Origin of the sequence: Staphylococcus saprophyticus subsp. saprophyticus ATCC 15305 = NCTC 7292 (assembly GCF_000010125.1) — a bacterium.
GTDB classification, from domain to species: domain Bacteria; phylum Bacillota; class Bacilli; order Staphylococcales; family Staphylococcaceae; genus Staphylococcus; species Staphylococcus saprophyticus.
On sequence record NC_007350.1, the window covers coordinates 880,219 to 897,441 of the forward strand.

22 protein-coding genes and 1 pseudogene are annotated in these 17,223 nt (G+C 31.0%); 17 read left to right on the top strand and 6 right to left on the bottom strand.

All coding sequences use genetic code 11. From position 1 onward, the window contains the following. Positions 1-68 precede the first annotated feature (68 nt). From groES to SSP_RS04230, 4 genes are all read left to right on the top strand, one after another. On the top strand, positions 69-356 hold the full coding sequence (groES, locus tag SSP_RS04215) for a co-chaperone GroES (protein ID WP_002482789.1): 288 nt from the start codon (positions 69-71) through the stop codon (positions 354-356). Between the two features lie 62 nt (positions 357-418). Next, complete coding sequence (gene groL / locus SSP_RS04220) at positions 419-2,041, top strand: chaperonin GroEL (protein WP_011302732.1); 1,623 nt, start codon at positions 419-421, stop codon at positions 2,039-2,041. A gap of 318 nt (positions 2,042-2,359) precedes the next feature. Beyond that, positions 2,360-2,566, top strand: a complete 207-nt coding sequence (locus tag SSP_RS04225) for a hypothetical protein (protein ID WP_011302733.1) — start codon at positions 2,360-2,362, stop codon at positions 2,564-2,566. A gap of 196 nt (positions 2,567-2,762) precedes the next feature. Beyond that, the gene (locus SSP_RS04230; protein ID WP_011302734.1) at positions 2,763-3,236 is read left to right on the top strand and encodes a MarR family winged helix-turn-helix transcriptional regulator; all 474 of its coding nucleotides are present in this window, start codon (positions 2,763-2,765) and stop codon (positions 3,234-3,236) included. Positions 3,237-3,264: 28 nt separating this feature from the next. Here SSP_RS04230 and SSP_RS04235 read toward each other — a convergent pair whose 3' ends face one another. Further along, positions 3,265-3,753 (bottom strand): GNAT family N-acetyltransferase, encoded by a 489-nt coding sequence (locus tag SSP_RS04235; RefSeq protein ID WP_011302735.1) that lies wholly within the window; start codon positions 3,751-3,753, stop codon positions 3,265-3,267. 298 nt (positions 3,754-4,051) lie between these two features. Here SSP_RS04235 and SSP_RS04240 point away from each other — a divergent pair, with 298 nt between their 5' ends. Continuing rightward, positions 4,052-4,519: a bacillithiol transferase BstA gene (locus tag SSP_RS04240; RefSeq protein ID WP_002482793.1), complete on the top strand. Its 468-nt coding sequence runs from the start codon at positions 4,052-4,054 to the stop codon at positions 4,517-4,519. A 47-nt stretch (positions 4,520-4,566) separates the two neighbouring features. Here SSP_RS04240 and SSP_RS04245 read toward each other — a convergent pair whose 3' ends face one another. Next, the gene (locus tag SSP_RS04245) at positions 4,567-5,856 is read right to left on the bottom strand and encodes an aminotransferase class I/II-fold pyridoxal phosphate-dependent enzyme (protein WP_011302736.1); all 1,290 of its coding nucleotides are present in this window, start codon (positions 5,854-5,856) and stop codon (positions 4,567-4,569) included. A 203-nt stretch (positions 5,857-6,059) separates the two neighbouring features. Here SSP_RS04245 and SSP_RS13165 point away from each other — a divergent pair, with 203 nt between their 5' ends. The 7 genes and pseudogenes from SSP_RS13165 (at position 6,060) to pmtD (ending at position 10,335) form a co-directional block, all read left to right on the top strand. Next, on the top strand, positions 6,060-6,155 hold the full coding sequence (locus SSP_RS13165) for a Trp-rich small protein (RefSeq protein ID WP_100217374.1): 96 nt from the start codon (positions 6,060-6,062) through the stop codon (positions 6,153-6,155). A 222-nt stretch (positions 6,156-6,377) separates the two neighbouring features. Continuing rightward, positions 6,378-6,566, top strand: coding sequence for an SE1626 family protein (locus SSP_RS04250; RefSeq protein ID WP_002482795.1), 189 nt, complete (start codon positions 6,378-6,380; stop codon positions 6,564-6,566). 206 nt (positions 6,567-6,772) lie between these two features. Then, entirely contained in the window at positions 6,773-7,153 is a 381-nt protein-coding gene (gene pmtR, locus SSP_RS04255) for a PSM export ABC transporter transcriptional regulator PmtR (protein ID WP_011302738.1), read from the top strand. Continuing rightward, positions 7,150-8,036 (top strand): annotated as a pseudogene (gene pmtA, locus SSP_RS12760) (phenol-soluble modulin export ABC transporter ATP-binding protein PmtA). Before pmtR ends, pmtA begins: the two are co-directional and overlap by 4 nt. A gap of 15 nt (positions 8,037-8,051) precedes the next feature. Further along, on the top strand, positions 8,052-8,714 hold the full coding sequence (pmtB, locus tag SSP_RS04270) for a phenol-soluble modulin export ABC transporter permease subunit PmtB (RefSeq protein ID WP_011302741.1): 663 nt from the start codon (positions 8,052-8,054) through the stop codon (positions 8,712-8,714). Positions 8,715-8,734: 20 nt separating this feature from the next. Beyond that, the gene (gene pmtC / locus SSP_RS04275; RefSeq protein ID WP_011302742.1) at positions 8,735-9,607 is read left to right on the top strand and encodes a phenol-soluble modulin export ABC transporter ATP-binding protein PmtC; all 873 of its coding nucleotides are present in this window, start codon (positions 8,735-8,737) and stop codon (positions 9,605-9,607) included. After that, positions 9,607-10,335, top strand: a complete 729-nt coding sequence (pmtD, locus tag SSP_RS04280; protein ID WP_011302743.1) for a phenol-soluble modulin export ABC transporter permease subunit PmtD — start codon at positions 9,607-9,609, stop codon at positions 10,333-10,335. Before pmtC ends, pmtD begins: the two co-directional genes overlap by 1 nt. Positions 10,336-10,416: 81 nt before the next feature. Here the strand turns inward: pmtD and SSP_RS04285 are convergent, their stop codons facing one another. Then, entirely contained in the window at positions 10,417-10,977 is a 561-nt protein-coding gene (locus SSP_RS04285; protein WP_011302744.1) for a thioredoxin family protein, read from the bottom strand. A gap of 205 nt (positions 10,978-11,182) precedes the next feature. On the opposite strand from SSP_RS04285, the gene SSP_RS04290 reads away from it, so the two are divergent. The 3 genes from SSP_RS04290 (at position 11,183) to SSP_RS04300 (ending at position 13,133) form a co-directional block, all read left to right on the top strand. Next, on the top strand, positions 11,183-11,629 hold the full coding sequence (locus SSP_RS04290; protein WP_156676095.1) for a hypothetical protein: 447 nt from the start codon (positions 11,183-11,185) through the stop codon (positions 11,627-11,629). A gap of 95 nt (positions 11,630-11,724) precedes the next feature. Then, the gene (locus SSP_RS04295; protein ID WP_011302746.1) at positions 11,725-12,285 is read left to right on the top strand and encodes an HAAS signaling domain-containing protein; all 561 of its coding nucleotides are present in this window, start codon (positions 11,725-11,727) and stop codon (positions 12,283-12,285) included. Then, positions 12,282-13,133, top strand: coding sequence for a DUF4097 family beta strand repeat-containing protein (locus SSP_RS04300; protein WP_011302747.1), 852 nt, complete (start codon positions 12,282-12,284; stop codon positions 13,131-13,133). Before SSP_RS04295 ends, SSP_RS04300 begins: the two co-directional genes overlap by 4 nt. Positions 13,134-13,201: 68 nt before the next feature. On the opposite strand, the gene SSP_RS04305 is transcribed toward SSP_RS04300, so the two are convergent. Further along, a complete protein-coding gene (locus tag SSP_RS04305; RefSeq protein WP_002482805.1) occupies positions 13,202-14,242 on the bottom strand; it encodes a C45 family autoproteolytic acyltransferase/hydolase in 1,041 nt (346 codons plus the stop codon). A 616-nt stretch (positions 14,243-14,858) separates the two neighbouring features. Here SSP_RS04305 and SSP_RS12955 point away from each other — a divergent pair. Then, positions 14,859-15,029, top strand: coding sequence for a hypothetical protein (locus SSP_RS12955; RefSeq protein WP_002482806.1), 171 nt, complete (start codon positions 14,859-14,861; stop codon positions 15,027-15,029). Positions 15,030-15,154: 125 nt separating this feature from the next. Here the strand turns inward: SSP_RS12955 and SSP_RS04310 are convergent, their stop codons facing one another. Continuing rightward, positions 15,155-15,559: a YolD-like family protein gene (locus SSP_RS04310; RefSeq protein ID WP_002482807.1), complete on the bottom strand. Its 405-nt coding sequence runs from the start codon at positions 15,557-15,559 to the stop codon at positions 15,155-15,157. Positions 15,560-15,691: 132 nt separating this feature from the next. Here SSP_RS04310 and SSP_RS04315 point away from each other — a divergent pair, with 132 nt between their 5' ends. After that, positions 15,692-16,729, top strand: a complete 1,038-nt coding sequence (locus tag SSP_RS04315) for a 6-phosphogluconolactonase (protein WP_011302748.1) — start codon at positions 15,692-15,694, stop codon at positions 16,727-16,729. Between the two features lie 133 nt (positions 16,730-16,862). Here SSP_RS04315 and SSP_RS12765 read toward each other — a convergent pair whose 3' ends face one another. Further along, on the bottom strand, positions 16,863-16,955 hold the full coding sequence (locus SSP_RS12765; RefSeq protein ID WP_011302749.1) for a type I toxin-antitoxin system Fst family toxin: 93 nt from the start codon (positions 16,953-16,955) through the stop codon (positions 16,863-16,865). Positions 16,956-17,223: the final 268 nt, after the last annotated feature.

Genomic DNA, 17,223 nt, shown 5'->3' on the forward strand with positions numbered 1-17,223 from the left:
TATAGAAAGTACATTAGCACTCATTAACTTAAAGTGCTAACATTTAAACTTTTGAGGAGGAACGAAAAATGTTAAAGCCATTAGGTAACCGAGTAATTATTCAAAAATCAGAACAAGAGCAAACAACTAAAAGTGGTATCGTATTAACTGATAGCGCTAAAGAGAAATCCAACGAAGGTACGATAATTGCAGTAGGTGCAGGACGTATTTTAAAAGATGGTTCTCGTGTTGCTCCTGAAGTAAACGAAGGCGACAAAGTAGTATTCCAACAATATGCTGGAACTGAAGTTAAACGAGGAGACGAAACATATTTAATCGTTAATGAAGAAGATATTTTAGCAATAATTGAATCTTAATATAAAAAAATTTTAAAAATAAACAATAATTATCATAGAAACAACATGGAGGTATATAAAATATGGCGAAAGATTTAAAATTCTCTGAAGATGCACGTCAATCAATGCTAAGAGGTGTAGATAAATTAGCAAATGCCGTTAAAGTTACAATCGGTCCTAAAGGGCGTAATGTTGTATTAGATAAAGAATATACATCACCACTCATCACTAATGATGGTGTTACAATTGCTAAAGAAATTGAATTAGAAGATCCTTATGAAAATATGGGTGCGAAACTAGTTCAAGAAGTAGCAAATAAAACAAATGAAATTGCTGGTGACGGTACGACAACAGCAACAGTGCTAGCACAAGCTATGATTCAAGAAGGTTTGAAAAACGTAACAAGTGGTGCAAACCCTGTTGGTTTAAGACAAGGTATTGATAAAGCTGTAGAAGTAGCAATTGAGGCATTACATGAAATTTCACAAAATGTAGATAATAAAAATGAAATTGCACAAGTTGGTTCTATTTCAGCTGCAGATGAAGAAATTGGTAAATACATTTCTGAAGCAATGGAAAAAGTAGGTAATGATGGTGTCATCACTATTGAAGAGTCTAGTGGTTTTAATACAGAATTAGAAGTAGTAGAAGGTATGCAATTTGACCGAGGTTATCAATCACCATATATGGTGACTGACTCAGATAAAATGGTCGCTGATCTTGAAAGACCATATATTTTAATTACTGATAAAAAGATTTCATCATTCCAAGACATCTTACCGTTATTAGAACAAGTCGTACAATCAAATCGTCCTATCTTAATTGTTGCTGATGACGTTGAAGGCGATGCATTAACTAATATCGTGCTTAACCGTATGCGTGGCACATTTACTGCTGTTGCAGTGAAAGCACCAGGATTTGGCGATCGTCGTAAAGCAATGTTAGAAGATTTAGCTATCTTAACAGGTGCACAAGTAATTACGGATGACTTAGGTTTAGAATTAAAAGAAGCGACTATGGATATGTTAGGTACTGCAAATAAAGCTGAAATTACGAAAGACAACACAACAGTTGTTGACGGTGATGGAGATCAAAACAGTATCGATGCACGTGTGAGCCAAATTAAAGCTCAAATTGAAGAAACTGATTCTGAATTTGACAAAGAAAAATTACAAGAGCGCTTAGCTAAATTAGCTGGTGGCGTTGCAGTAATTAAAGTTGGTGCAGCAAGTGAAACAGAATTAAAAGAACGTAAATTACGTATTGAAGATGCATTAAACTCTACTAGAGCTGCAGTTGAAGAAGGTATTGTAGCTGGTGGTGGTACTGCATTTATGAATATTTATGAAAAAGTAGCTAAAATTGAAGCAGAAGGCGACATTGCTACTGGTATTAATATTGTCTTAAAAGCTTTAGAAGCACCAGTTCGTCAAATTGCTGAAAATGCTGGACTAGAAGGTTCAATTATTGTTGAACGACTAAAAAATGCTGATATAGGTGTTGGTTTTAATGCTGCGACAAATGAATGGGTGAATATGTTAGAAGCAGGTATCGTAGATCCAACGAAAGTGACACGTTCATCACTTCAACATGCTGCAAGTGTGGCAGCTATGTTCCTTACTACAGAAGCAGTTGTTGCTAATATTCCAGAAGAAAGTAACAATGATGCACAAGCAGGTATGGGTGGCATGCCAGGTATGATGTAAAATAGCATTCAAACACTGATTTGAAGGCATTTAAAAGTCATAAATAACATCATATTGACATAAAAATTTAAAATAATTCATTAGAGACGTTTTCCATTAGGGCACTCAACCCTTTGGAAAGCGTCTTTTTAGTTTCCTAATTGTTATTTGAAACGGACGTTGATTATTTTCGGTTAATCCTTGTGATATAATTGTCCATGTATTTCAATAATACTAAATCAATATCAATTAAAATGATGTCGTGCATGTGTCTGTGTTGCATTGAAAAGTAATTAGTTAGATAATTATATATATAATGATTACATAGGGTGAATATAGATGAATGAAATTTTTGTTTTTATAATAGAAACGAATGATGGGAATGTATTTCGCGAGTATGTAGAAAATGTTTTAGAAATCGATGAAAGATTAGCTTTGGAACGATTTGAAAAAGCAATTAGAAAACATCGTTATTTTTATTTAAAAGATAGTGGCAGATATATAAATGTTAGTCATATAATATCAATAAAAGTAGAAATAATGTAAAACTCATCCATTTTTAACTAACCTTTGTATGTTTATTGATAACTATCATTTAACTTTTAAAAATTTAATGTATTATTTTATTTATGCTTTCCATAAGTTTTACACTTTTGGGAAGCGTTTTTAGTTTGAATAATGATTTATGGTGTGATTGTTTCATATGTTAAAATAAACCCAAATGATTATTAGGAGCGACGTAATGACTAAAAAAACAACTTTTTTAAAAGCGATTGACCAACTTTATGAAACCGCACACTTATTAAATCAATATGAAAATATACCGAGAAAATATGGTACAGATGATGAATTGTATATGGTCGAAGCACATATGATTAATCTGATTGGTGTCAATAAGGTAATGAATATATCTGAAATTGCTAAACAAATGAATAGAACTAAAAGCGCGGCTTCACAAAAAATAACAAGGCTTGTTCAAAAAGGCTTAGTTGTTAAAAATAAAAGTACACATAGTTCTAGAGAAGTCAGTATCGAATTAACTGATAAAGGCGAAAAAGTATTTCAATATCATCAGGCATTAGATAGTAACGTTTATAACACTTATTTAGAAAAACTAGAAACATATGATACTAAAGATTTTGAAAACATTGAGCATTTTTTAAACATGATAAGTGAAAACTTAAATTATTTAATAAATGATACACGAACTCATTAACCTATATATTAAAAGATAGACACTACAATTAATCCAAATTTTTAACCAAATTAAAGCATTGTATGCCGCCATGTTTAGATTCAGAAACGCCATAATTTATATAGCTATATTGTTCGTAAAAAGAAATCAAAGAAGCTTTGCAAGTTAATGTTATACCTTGACGTTCATGTTCTATTGCAAGATGTTCTAAATGATCCAATAATTTTCCTGCAAGACCTTGGTTTCTATAACTTTCACCTACAACCAGCCCTAAAATAGCGATATAGCCGCCATGGGGAGGGTTCTTTGTAGTTTCATCAAATAAATCATCAGTGATAAAAGCTTGATTAATAACAGGACCATTGACATAGCCAGCGATTTCGCCATCATATTCTGCTACGATAAATGTATCTTTGATAACATTAATTCTATTAATAAGTGCTTCTTTTGAAGCGGCTTCTTCAGATGAAAAACCCTTATTCTCAATTTGTAAAATAGTATTCAAGTCACGCATAGCCACAGTTCTGAAATGATACATTAATGATTCCTCACTTTATTTTTGAATTTTTGAAATTGAAAATAGTTTAGCACCTTAACTATTTTCCGTCAAATATTAAAAATATGTATAGAAATTTGGTTATATAACAAATATTAAGTGTCAATGAGTCGTATCGTTCATATTAAGAAAATAAAATTTCAATATATAAGATAAGGGATTACATTTGTTATATGAATAATCTTTTAGCGATTTGGGTAAAGTAAGTAGGTATAATTAGTAACGGTTCTTATACAAGTGTGATAAGTTTCTAATATTTTATAAGAAAAGGAGATAAATTATGACAAAACCAACAGTGTATGAGGTTCTTGATTCAGGAGTGAATTATCTGTTATCAGGTTACGATAATTGGAGTAATGAACAGGTATTAGACGATAAAATTGACGCTTTTCCTAATACAATTCACTGGCAATATGGGCATGTGCTAACGATTTTTGAAAGTGTATTGTCATTATGTGAACAAAATGAAGTTGATATTGCTAAGTATACAAATTTATTTGGATATGGTTCTTCACCTGAAAAATGGGGAGATAGTGACGTACCTACAATTGATGAAATATTTAAACACATTAGAACATTACCTGAACGTGCTCGCAAACTTACAGATGAACAATTAGAACAAGAGCTTACTGAAACAATAGCTGGTTGTAGTACATTAAATGAATTATTAGTTCTCAATGCGATTCATATTCCGTTACACGCTGGAAAAATAGAAGAAATGTCGCGTGTACTTAAACAACAACAATAAAAAAATGGAGCGTGTCTGATGTGACATGCTCCATTTTTTTAACTATATTATTTTTGTAACTCAGCAATGGCTTTTGCAATAGAATCAAATACATGTGGAATATCATCTTTTTCAACACAACTAAATGCAATTCTAATATCAGTATCGTTAAGTGCGATGATACCGATAGAATAGTTATTGATAAGATGAAGTCGTAATTGTTCAGGATCTACATCATAAACTTTTAAAGCCATGAAATAACCAGAATTAAAGTCGTAAGCTTTCCAGTAGGATGCATATTGTGGGTCATAAACCACTGCTTTTGTAACTTCGTATCTCGCTTGTAGCGTATCAATATTTTCTTGAATCTCTTTGTCGAAAGTTTCAGGATGCTCTAATACATATTTCACTGCACTTTGTGAAGGCATAGGTCCGCTAGATATATTACTTCTGATTAGTCCTTTAACTTTTGCTTCTAGGACTTGTTTTGTTGTTTCATTGGATACACCAAAGCTCATAAAACCTACACGTAATCCCCAAGCGAAGAACTCTTTCGTTGCACCATCTAATCTGATAGGTAATAAATTATCTAAATGCAAGTTTGTTAGTGCAGTAAATAATGATTGTGTATAAACATCTTCATAGAATAAGCCGTAATAAGCATCATCTACTAAAGCAATTACATTGGTACCACGTTTAGCTAATGCTTGAATTGCTTCAACTATTGTTTTTACTTCATCTTTTGTAGGTGTATAGCCTGTTGGGTTATTTGGATAATTTAAAATTAACATCACTTTATCTTTTGTATAATTTTCTAAAGTTGCAATTAAGTTTTCTGTCGTAAAGTGTCCTGACTCATCAAAAATATCATAAGTTTCGATATCCGCACTATGTCTCGTACTATAAACTAATTTATAATTTCCCCAATTGTGCGTTGGTAATAAAATCGTATCGCCACTATCAATAAACATATCTGCAACGAGTGATAAACCATGTGTTAACGCATTTGTAAGTATTGGTCTTGTCATATCAGTTGCATTTAATTCAGGATTTTCTTTTAGCATTTTCTGGTGCCATAAATCGCGTAGAGATTCTATACCTTGTGGTGGGGCATATGGAAAGATTTCATCTGGTTCTAAGTTTGTAAAAACGTCATTAAGCGTGTCAGCATACATCTTGCTATGCTTATATGTTGCCATACCAATTGTGGCATTATATTGAGTAGATTTTGCTTCAGCAGATTGAGATAAAATGCCTTTTGGATAATACATTAATTTTCCTAGGTCAGATAACATATCTGCAATTTCAGGGTTTGATTTAGATAATTGTTCATTTAAATCTAAAGCTAAAGGATTCATATGTGGGTCAACCTCTCTTTTACTTTTTCAATGATACCTTTATATTATCTTGAAATAGCTTAAAATTAAAGCTTAGTGGCTATATTAAATTAAAATTTAAAAAATCTATACATTTATACGAACACACGTTCTGTTTTGTGTTAGAATGTGGATAGGCCATCGAATTCCTACATGGTACTTTTTTCTGTGGGAGGTGTAATATGATCTCGTGGTGGCAAGAAATAATTACAACTTTATTAACAGGTAGCTTACTTGTTGTTTTTCGTGTTTGGTTAGAAAATAAATGGAATGACAAATAGGTGGCCTTACACAAAAAAACCCCAAGTCTGTTGGCCCAGACTTGGGGTTGTGTAATATAATCCGTGGATACATTTACAAGTTTATCATCCAGAACGAAATACTGCAATCAATTTATTTTACAGTTAACATAACTTATGATTAAAAAAATATAAGTTCTCAATTATAGGTTTTTAGTAATTATTGGTAAAATTTGATACAATAACATTGTTTGAGGTGAAGAGATGAAACATTTAACAAAGATATTTGTAATTATTGCAATCGTCTTGTTCATCGTTGGTTATTATTTACAGGCAACAGGACAAGAAGATTCTGGAATTAAATTACTTATTGCTGCAATTATGTTTATGATTTGTGCTTTTATTAATAGAAGCAATAATAGACGTAAGAAGAGAAATCAAAATCGAAAATAGAGTCAATAAAACTATAGTTAGTGTGGAGCTGAGTCGAATTTAGCAAAGCACTAGCTATATTTTTTTATATTTTAAAACGCAAAATGACTAATGACGAATTGCATTATCAAGTAAAATAATAAAGTGTATGTAATTATAAATTAACACTTTACAAACGTGTATATATTGTATATATTGCGTATATACAGTTGTAGGGGAGGACGTCCATGAAAATACTTTTAAAAAATAGTAGTGAACGACCTATTTATGAACAAATTAAGCAACAAATTAAAGAAAACATTTTAAAGGGCTATGTTGCACCAGGTGAGCATTTACCGTCTATGAGAGAATTAGCACATGATTTAAGTGTTAGCGTGATAACAACAAAGCGTGCATACGAAGATTTAGAAAAAGATGGCTTTGTTTATACTGTTAGAGGAAAAGGTACCTATGTTAAGGAACAAGATAATTCGATTTTAAAAGAAAAACAATTTATTGTTATTGAGTCATTAGCTAAATCAATGAGTAAAGAAGCTAAGACAATAGGCATGTCTTTATCTGAATTACAAGAAATCGTTGAGCTGATTTTTGAGGAGGACGAAGAATGAACGCGATAGAATTGAATGCTGTCAATTATCAGTATAAAGAATTCAAACTAAAGGACGTTTCTTTTCGAGTTCCTCAAGGATTTGTTACTGGATTTATTGGAGCTAATGGCGTTGGTAAAACGACAATCATTAGATTAATTATGGATCTTATAGAACCAGATGAAGGTGAAATTCGCTTATTTGATAAAAGAATGGATCGTCATGCAGTTGAAATAAAAAATAAAATTGGTTTTATTTATTCAGAATTATATTTAAATGATAAGTGGAATGTTAAAAAAATTGAGTCTTATATTGCGCCTTTTTATAGTGAGTGGGATTATGAACGCTTTGATTTTTTTCTTGAAAAATTTAATTTACCTGTAAACAAGAAGATTAAAAGTTTTTCAACAGGTATGAAAATGAAACTATCCATAGCAATAGCATTTAGTCATCATGCAGAGCTATTTATACTTGATGAACCAACCTCTGGTCTCGATCCAATTATTAGAAATGAAGTGTTAGATGTCATTCAAGAAGAATTAATTGATGAAAAAAATCCGTTTTTATTTCTACACATATCATTTCAGATTTGAAGAAAATTGCTGATTATCTGGTTTATATCAAGGATGGAGAAATCATTTTGAACCAATTTTCAGATGATATTCTAAATCAATATCAAATTGTTAAAGGCGACCCAAATCAACTAGATAATGAATTGATTGATTTAACGCATTACATTGAATATAATCATACGGGTTTTACAGCACTTACGACACATGCTAATGTGTTTAAAGAACTATTTGGTAGTGATGTGGCAATAACGAATCCAACCATCGAAGAACTAATGGTTTACCTCGAAAAAGGGCAACGAAAACATAAACAGTATAGTGATGGAATTATATAGTGGGGAGGCCATTCGATGAAGAATTTACTAATTAGAAATATTAAACTACGTAAATGGACTATCGTTATTTATGCCGTATTATTATTAATATCTCCATTACAATTAATAATCGAAAATCATTCATTGCTTACAAGAATACTTTATTCTTTAGTTGCTATGATTTTACTATTTGTTTCTGTCCTTGATTCAGGACATGTATTTCGACTGAATAGTAAGTTAGGCCACTCAAATGCGTATGATTTTTTTGGTAGTTTGCCAGTATCCAAAAAGGATATGCTTAATGCAAACTATGTAACCTTAATTTTATTTACACTGATTGGGGCTGGAATATTATCACTTTCCCATATTCCTAATTCAAATTTTGCTGCTAGTGGCATTAGTATTGATGTTACTTTACCTTATTCATATATCGCAATTAATTTCTTTGCTATACCTATCGCATTTAAAAAATATTCCGAACAAAAATCTGAAAATATTTCTTATTTAATGTATTTGCTTGTGATGTTATTCATTATTCCAATTGTTGCAGTGCTTATAACATTAGCAGTATTACTCATATTCAAAATTAAGTTAACTGCACTTGATTATTTTGAGCCAGTTTTTAATTATGGCTTTTTAGGCTTAAGTATCATTTTTCTTATAGCTAATTATTTTATACAGTATAAAAAAGTAAATTAACTTTAAAAGGAGGCGCATTTATGCAATTAAAGAATATAACAAAAACATATGGAAATAATAATGTGCTTGACCATATTGATTTTGATTTTGGTCAAAGTCAGATTGTTGGTTTGATTGGTAAAAATGGTGTCGGAAAGACAACCTTAATGAAAGTCATGAATGGAAATATTATCAATTATAAAGGAGACGTCAAATTAGGTAATAAGCAAAATGTTGGTTACTTAATTGAACATCCTAAATTGTATGATAATAAAACAGGTTTATTTAATTTAAAACTTTTTGCTAATGTCCTTGGTAATGGTTTTGATAAAAAATATGCAGATCAAATTATCGATGCATTTGGTATGAGACCCTATGTTAAAAAGAAAGTTAAAAAATACTCTATGGGTATGAAACAAAAATTGGCCATAGCAGTTTCATTAATGAATAAACCAAAGTATTTAATTTTAGATGAACCAACAAATGGTATGGATCCGGATGGTTCAATTGATGTGCTTAAAACAATACAATCGCTTGTTAAAGACTTAGATATGAAAATTTTAATTTCTAGTCATAAACTTGAAGATATTGAATTGATTTGTGATAGAGCCGTATTTTTACGTGATGGTAAGTTCGTGCAAGATGTAAATATGAAAGAGGGCACAGCATCTGATTCTACAGTCATTATATTTGAAAATGAGGATTTTGAAGCTGGATTAGCCTTCTTAAAAGAGCAATATAATGTAGTACAAACGCAAGAAGCTAGTGGCGAAGTGATTATCAATGCACAACGCAGCTATAAAAAAGTACTAAAAGGTTTAGCAAGTGAATCTGTTTTCCCTAAATTTATTGAGACTCGTAAGAGTTCGTTACGTGATACTTACTTCAATATTAATCAGAAAGGTGGCCAATAATGAATAGTTTACAACTCGTAAAATATGATATGTATAGTATTTTTAAAAGTCCATTAACTTACTTAGCATTACTTTTAACAATTTTACCATTGATTGGTTTTACAATATTATTTGTTCAACAATCAGATGAAATGAATGGTAATACATTACTCTCTATCGGTAGTTGGTTCTTTTCAATTATGGGCTTACTATTTGTAATAAAAACAATTACGCGTGATATTTCACAAGGTACAATTCAGCTTTATATGAATAAAACATCAAGCCGTATTGGTTATGTAATAGCTAAAGTAATTTCTATCATACTTATTGCGATACTGATTACAGCAGTTCTTGTGGGATTTGTACTTATTGTGCAAGGTGTAGTTGATGGGAAGAACATTACTACTAGTAAAGCTTTTGAATTACTATGGTTCTTCTTAATGTTCCATTTATTCTTTGGTTTATTACTTTATTTATTTTCACTTATTGTGCCTAAGACAGCACTTATTTTTACACTAGGCATATTTTTAGTATTAATTGTTCCTTTCGCAGAACCATTTTTACCAATGATTCCTAAAATTGGTGATAATATTCAAGATTCATTAAAGTATATACCTTTTAGTTATTTAACTTCAAAAACAACTTCTGGGGACTATACATTCACAAATTGGCAATGGTTTATTACTTCAGCTTCAATTGTAATTTTATTTATTGTAAATATTTTCTATGTTTCTAAGAAAGATATTTAAAATAATAACCGATAAGTAAGTCAATATATAAAAGACGTATGAATTTGCGGTTAGTCTCAGCATCATTCATACGTCTTTTTACTATTTAATGATTAATTTATCTAAAATGGAGTCATATACATATTTCCAAAGTTGAGAATCTGTTTTATAACGATTCGTCATAATTTTATGTGCTTCTGCAGACTTATCTTCAAAGGTAGGATCATCTTTTGAAGGGACATCTGAACGTGTATCTTCAACAAAATGTTGAACTTGTCTAGCACGGGGACCCCAAACCGTTTCTTGTTCAAAATTATCATTAAGGAATACAAAAATAGGTATTGAACGTGCAGTACCATTTGTTAAATACTGATCAATTAAATCAGTGTTCTCATCACGATGGAAAACGCGAACTTCTAAATTTAAAGCTTCACTAATATGTTTTAAGATAGGTATATTCATCATGGCATCGCCACACCAATCTTCCGTGATAACTAACACTTTTGAATAATTTAATGATTTAATTTTTTCAATACGATCATCATTTAATGGTAAAGAGAAAGAATTGTAAATAGATAAGACATTCTCTTTGTTTTCAGTCATGACCTCGATATATTGATCAAGTGGTTGACTGTTTTTGAAATATGTTTCTAAACTTGTCATAATATTTCCCCCTTTAGCTTATTAGATATTATTATATCAATTATTTTATATGAAAGAAATTTTAAATACTTTGAAAAGTTATGCATTTTACGACATTCTTTTAAGATGAAAGAGACTATTGTGTATGCTATATTGATTAAGTAAATGGAGTTGAAGGAAAGTGAATTTTCATAAAATAAATAAATGGCTAGTATGGAGTGTTTTTATGTTAATGGGAATAGCTACATTATTCATTGTAAGTTACATAAAAAATGAACATACTACAGATTTATCTCGTATTACCATTGATGACATGCAATTAAATGCAAAAATAGACAAAGATAAATTTATAGAAGATGACGAAATTCTTTTAAAAAAACACAATTTATACACTAAACATAATCAACCTAATTTAGTATTTAAAGTGAATAAAGGTAATTCAAAAATAAAGGGTATGACATTAATTAAAAACACTGATGTTAATACAAACTTTGGTGGGAAAATTGAAGGGAATATTCAAGATGTTGTACATCATTTAGGAAGTAGCTATAAACAAAAGAAATTACGCGATGCCTATCGTTTAATGATATATTATGATAAAGATAATCATATAAAGTTATCTATTATATACAAACATGATAAAATAAAAAAGATTGAAGTTTACTCAAAATAATAATTAAAGAATGGTGATTTTATTGGATAATTACCATTCTTTAATTTTACATAATTTAAGAAATAGACTTTAGAATTTGAATGGTGGTAGATATTTTGGATAAAATCACTTTTTTAAATGAACTTGAACAAGAGCTCGATAATTTACCTAGGGCTGAGCGAGATAAAGTGATGTATGAATATGAACAATATTTTTTTGAGCAAGAAAGTGAAGGTAAAAATGAATATCAAATTATTGGGGCTTTAGAACCACCTAAAAAAATAGGTAAAGAAATAAATGCTAGAAGTGCAATTGTATCTGCTGAATACCGGACCAATGCTAGGACAATTTTAAGAGCAATCATGGCTTCGTTAGGTATGGGCATTTTATCCTTAGTGATTATACTGATTCCAATGATATTTGTCGGTGGATTTATGTTGATATTGTTATGTGCTGCAATGGTTTTAGTTATAAGTCCGTTACTCTTAATCATACATGGATTACTGAACAGTATGTTTAGTTTGGCTATTAGTAATTATTTATTTGCATTTGCATTTAGTGGTTTAGGTATTGTCTTATTTGTAATTATTGCGAAGTTGGCTGAACTGGTGTATCGATTAATATTAAAATATTTACGCTGGAATATTAGAACGATTAAAGGAAGTGCAGAAGAATGAAGAAATTATTTTTGAGTGGTTTGAGTTTGTTCATTGTCTGTTTTCTTCTAGGATGTATAACGTGGTTTGGCTTTGAAAAACAAAATAATAAAATTAATACCATAGATAAAAACATTACTGATAAATCGATCGACTCTTTAAATATAAAAGGGATATCAACTAAAGTTAATATCACAAAAGGTGACAAATTTACAGTGCGTTACAAGGGGCAAAATAAGGTAGATATCAATCAAGAAGGTAATGAGTTAAGTGTTCATGAAACCAATGAAAAAGTAGATAAGTACGGTTTGAATTTTAATCCCTTTAGGCAGATACATGCTGAAATTAATATCACAATGCCAAGTGAAAAAATGGATGATTTGTATGTTTCTAATAGAGTTAATAAAGTGAATATACAGAACTTAGATATCGAAAGTGCTAATTTATCAATGCCTGAAACTGGTGCAGCACGTGTTTTCATTAAGAATTCATCAATTAAAAAATTAATATACAGAGGTATAAAATCCACAGTTCACTTTAATAGCAGTGAGATCTTGAACGCAGATATAAAAACTAAAAATGCCAGTATTATCGGAAAGCAATCTCTAATTAAAGATTCGGTACTATCTGCGAAACAGGGTAATATCAATTTAAGTGATATGGATATTGACTCTGCTTTTAAAGCGTCAACACAACATGGGGATATAAAGATGTCGTACAATCAAGCACCGGATAATACTTTGCTGAAATTAAACCCAGAAAAAGGGAAAGCCAACGTTAATAACAAAACTTTTGCAAATGATAGAGTAGGCGCTGGTAATCATGTATTGGAATTCTATACATTAAATGGGGATATTTATATAAATTAAATGAGCGAGTGGGATAGAAATCAAAGTATGCAAGATTTCTTAATCCCACTCTTTTTTTCCTTTTGATATTAATATGTTGCAAAGGTTAATTCGGTATCAATTTGACCTGTGAGTTCGTTTATGTTCAAAGATTCACCATTCAACCATTGTTGAAAGTCAATTTCCACAGGTGCCTTATTCTCACCTAAAGTAATATGAGCGGTTAGCGATTGAGGTTCATACATACTTGTGTGTATCGTGCCAGACCAACTTTTAAATAATTTACTGTAAATTTCAAATTCAGGGTTATTAAAAAGTTTGAAAGCATCCATTTTCCCTAATTGAGCAGGTGTTTGTTTAATTAACCTATCTAAACGCTCTGTTGATTCTTTTGTATAATTTCTATTTTCATGCGTTAATAATTTAAAGTGATTTGTACAAGTATGATCATAACGCACATCGATGGAACGTGGTGTAACTTCAATGATTGCGTGGTTTAAATATTTATCCATAACAATGTAGCTAAATGAACTTCTATGAGGTATTTCTTTTAATAATTTAATAGCTTCAGGAACATCTTTACAGTACTGTAATACAAGTCTGCCAATCATGTAGCATACAAAGCCGTCACCGGGATGTTTACGATGCATAAAATTATACCCCATTGCTAATCCAGCCTCATTCATGCCATCCATTCTACCCGTGACACGAGATGTTGGCCCAATTTGAGCTAAACCACCATCATTGGGTTGAAACAATAAATAGCGACCATCATATGTGGCAGGGTGATAATCATAATTACGTACCATATAATCGTTACCTAAATAGACAGTGCAACCGCTATTTTTCAAAGGTGTAAAGCGGTAATGGGCAAAATTTAAAATCATTTGACGTGTAGGTAAATTAAGCACTTCCTGCATACCTCTGATTTCTTCCCAGATTTGAGGTGCGTAGGTTTGAAAAATATCATAAGTCTCTTTGATGTGAATATCAAAGCGTGGCATACGTTTTTTCCATTCTTGTTCTCTATTTTTTAATAGTGGTGTATGTTGCATCCATTGTGCAGTTTGTACACCTAGGTCGAAATGTGAACCACGATGCGTTAAAATATCTGATTTTACTTTTTGCATTTCAAAATCTCCTATGTTTAAAGTGTAGTCTTACAAAATTGTAACTTTAATGTAACGTAGTGTTAATTGCATTACAGGGTACTAGACCTTATCATTAAGAATAACAACGACGACTGATTAAGGAATTATACTTTTAATGAGGTGATTGTTAATGGCTAACTATTATGATGCTATTAAAGATGCAGTATCCACTTGGTGGAGATAAATCAAATTACGATGGGAGTGAGCCTGATATATTCAGATCACTCTTTTTTGTTTAAACCACCTTCAATGATAGTGATAGCGCAAATTTCTATCAATTAAGCATAATCACTGGAATGTTTATGAATCTATATATATTAAAAGCAAAACAAGTTTGAATTTTTTCATGTTCATGATTATGTTTAAATGCTTATAAACGTAATACGCATGTTTTTCTGAATATTAAAGTAGTAAGAACCTTTGGTAGATAACAATTTTTTTATGTTTTGTTGAAGCATTAATACAATAATATCATAAAATTACGACTTTCATATGTTGATTTAAATTAATGAAAAGTGGGTATATATTTATTGATGTAATCAAATATGCTATCATTAATAATAGTGATGTTAATAATTTATTGAGGTGAAACAGAATGTGGAATTTTATTAAAGGTTTATTTAAATTTGTATTCGGTACAATCCTAACTGTATCATTAGCAGCAGGCATTGGTGCAGTTGTATTTGCTTATATTTTCAAAAAAGACTTTGAAGATATCGAAAGCAAAACAAAAGAAATTATTTCAGATATCGAATCTAATAATTAATTGATTGAAAATGAATAGGTTTTTTACTTTGAACTGTCGATAATGTTATCGACAGTTTTTTATGCTATTCATATCGCTTGTATGCCCTATAGAATACTTGACTATGCTTAAATATGGTTGGCTAACTAGTTATCTATCGTGATTTTTGTAATATCAAAAAGGGACAATTTGATTGTGTTTGAAGTTTTTAAAAGGTATCCTTCTAAAAACATTTGCGTCATATCTATATTTTTAATTTTAACAGTTATATTTTCTAGCCATCCGTCTTTATAATATTCAATATGTACAAAAGTATCTGAATGTAAGGCTTGATGGAGTTGTAAATTAAGTTCGTTTAGCTGGTCATCTGACAGTATTGGACGATCAATTTTATTTTGATCTATTAAATATTGTTGAATACTTTCGAATTGTTCAGGTAAAGTAGCAAAGGGCGCCCATTTGACCATGCCACGGCCTTGCGGTATGTTGGGATTCAACTGTTCTCTAGGTATTTTTCTATAATCTGTTTCTTGATTCTTGTAGTCATTCACTTATTATCACTCCAATCAGTATATATCCATTATACGAACATACGTTCTATTTTTCAAGTGGTTAAATCATTATATTGTCTTTTGCCCAAAATCTTTATTAAAATATGAGTATAATAATATGGAGGGGTTTACATGACGACAACAGGTTATATTGGAACATATACAAAAAAAGAAGGTAAAGGGGTTTACCGTTTCCAACTAGATGAAGAAACTGGCAAGATAACGGAAGTTAAAACAGGTTATGAACTAGAAGCATCAACATATGTAAATCAACATAATCATTTTTTATATGCTGTAACTAAAGAAGGCGATGATTGTGGTATTGCTAGTTTGAAAATAGAGTCAGATGGTACATTAAGTCTGATTAACAAATGTCTAGCGTCAACTGCTGGAAATGGTTGCTATGTATCTGCATCACCGGATGGAAAATATATATTCGAAGCAATTTATGGTGCTGGTTTAGCAAGAATTTATGAAGCAAATCCAGAAACAGGAGAAATTGTTCGTCTAATACAAGAATTAGCGCATGATTATCCAACTGGTCCTTCTGAAAGACAAGAGCAACCACATGTCCATTATCTCAACACAACACCAGATGAAAAATATGTTGTGGCAATGGATCTAGGTACAGATAAAGTGATTACGTACGAATATGGAGATGACGGTTTAAAAGTATACGATACTATAGAATTTGAGCCTGGAGATGGCCCAAGACATATTACGTTCCATGAAAATGGAAAACATGCTTACGTTGTACATGAGTTATCAAATATCGTAAGTACTTTAAAATATGAGAATGGTCATTTTACTGAAATCGAAAGACATTTAACAATTCCAGAAAACTTTGATGGTGATACTAAATTGGCAGCAGTGAGAATATCGCATGATCAAAATTTCTTATATATAAGTAATCGCGGTCATGATAGTCTTGCTATATTTAAAGTAGGAGACGAGGGTGCAACAATTTCATTAGTAGACATCGTTAAAAGTGGTGGAGAATTTCCACGTGACTTCAATATAACTGAATCTGATGATTATTTAGTTTGTGCACACCAAGAAGGCGATTATGCTCTGACCGTTTTTAAACGTGATAAAGTTACTGGAAACATAGAAATCGTTGATAATCAAGAAACGGCACCAGAAGGTGTTTGTGTACAGTTTCTAAGATAATATACTTTGCATTTTTATTATGAATGGTGTTATAATGCAGTTAACAAATAGTGTACTAACATGATAAACACCGAGCCCGGTAGCTACTACGAATAGCTATCGGGCTCTTTTTGGTGTATTGGCACTGCCGTCGTCAGTCACGATTATTCAGCCAATAAGAAAATAATGTGACAATAACACCTACTACGATAGGTGCTATAAACGTTACAAATAGTGTAATGCACATGATGTCACCTCCTTCCATGCTAAAATCAGCACAGAAGTAGAACGACGACTTTTCAATTATATCATTTGTAGCATCTTAACCATAGAAGATAAAAGGGGATGTTTGTTTAAAATTGTCGATGACATAAAATAGGAAAGTAATCATGAAATAGAAAATAATATGCTTAAGAACATCCAGGCCAATACTTAAGTAGTGACTATATAACATAAATGAGAGTGGAACAGAAATTATAAAATAAAGATTTCTGTTCCACTCTCATTAGCTACAG

Coding starts and splice junctions, on each gene's coding strand:
- groES (WP_002482789.1), top strand. CDS start 69: ATGTTAAAGCCATTAGGTAACCGAGTAATTATTCAAAAATCAGAACAA.
- groL (WP_011302732.1), top strand. CDS start 419: ATGGCGAAAGATTTAAAATTCTCTGAAGATGCACGTCAATCAATGCTA.
- SSP_RS04225 (WP_011302733.1), top strand. CDS start 2,360: ATGAATGAAATTTTTGTTTTTATAATAGAAACGAATGATGGGAATGTA.
- SSP_RS04230 (WP_011302734.1), top strand. CDS start 2,763: ATGACTAAAAAAACAACTTTTTTAAAAGCGATTGACCAACTTTATGAA.
- SSP_RS04235 (WP_011302735.1), bottom strand. CDS start 3,753: ATGTATCATTTCAGAACTGTGGCTATGCGTGACTTGAATACTATTTTA.
- SSP_RS04240 (WP_002482793.1), top strand. CDS start 4,052: ATGACAAAACCAACAGTGTATGAGGTTCTTGATTCAGGAGTGAATTAT.
- SSP_RS04245 (WP_011302736.1), bottom strand. CDS start 5,856: ATGAATCCTTTAGCTTTAGATTTAAATGAACAATTATCTAAATCAAAC.
- SSP_RS04250 (WP_002482795.1), top strand. CDS start 6,378: ATGAAACATTTAACAAAGATATTTGTAATTATTGCAATCGTCTTGTTC.
- pmtR (WP_011302738.1), top strand. CDS start 6,773: ATGAAAATACTTTTAAAAAATAGTAGTGAACGACCTATTTATGAACAA.
- pmtB (WP_011302741.1), top strand. CDS start 8,052: ATGAAGAATTTACTAATTAGAAATATTAAACTACGTAAATGGACTATC.
- pmtC (WP_011302742.1), top strand. CDS start 8,735: ATGCAATTAAAGAATATAACAAAAACATATGGAAATAATAATGTGCTT.
- pmtD (WP_011302743.1), top strand. CDS start 9,607: ATGAATAGTTTACAACTCGTAAAATATGATATGTATAGTATTTTTAAA.
- SSP_RS04285 (WP_011302744.1), bottom strand. CDS start 10,977: ATGACAAGTTTAGAAACATATTTCAAAAACAGTCAACCACTTGATCAA.
- SSP_RS04290 (WP_156676095.1), top strand. CDS start 11,183: ATGTTAATGGGAATAGCTACATTATTCATTGTAAGTTACATAAAAAAT.
- SSP_RS04300 (WP_011302747.1), top strand. CDS start 12,282: ATGAAGAAATTATTTTTGAGTGGTTTGAGTTTGTTCATTGTCTGTTTT.
- SSP_RS04305 (WP_002482805.1), bottom strand. CDS start 14,242: ATGCAAAAAGTAAAATCAGATATTTTAACGCATCGTGGTTCACATTTC.
- SSP_RS12955 (WP_002482806.1), top strand. CDS start 14,859: ATGTGGAATTTTATTAAAGGTTTATTTAAATTTGTATTCGGTACAATC.
- SSP_RS04315 (WP_011302748.1), top strand. CDS start 15,692: ATGACGACAACAGGTTATATTGGAACATATACAAAAAAAGAAGGTAAA.
- SSP_RS12765 (WP_011302749.1), bottom strand. CDS start 16,955: ATGTGCATTACACTATTTGTAACGTTTATAGCACCTATCGTAGTAGGT.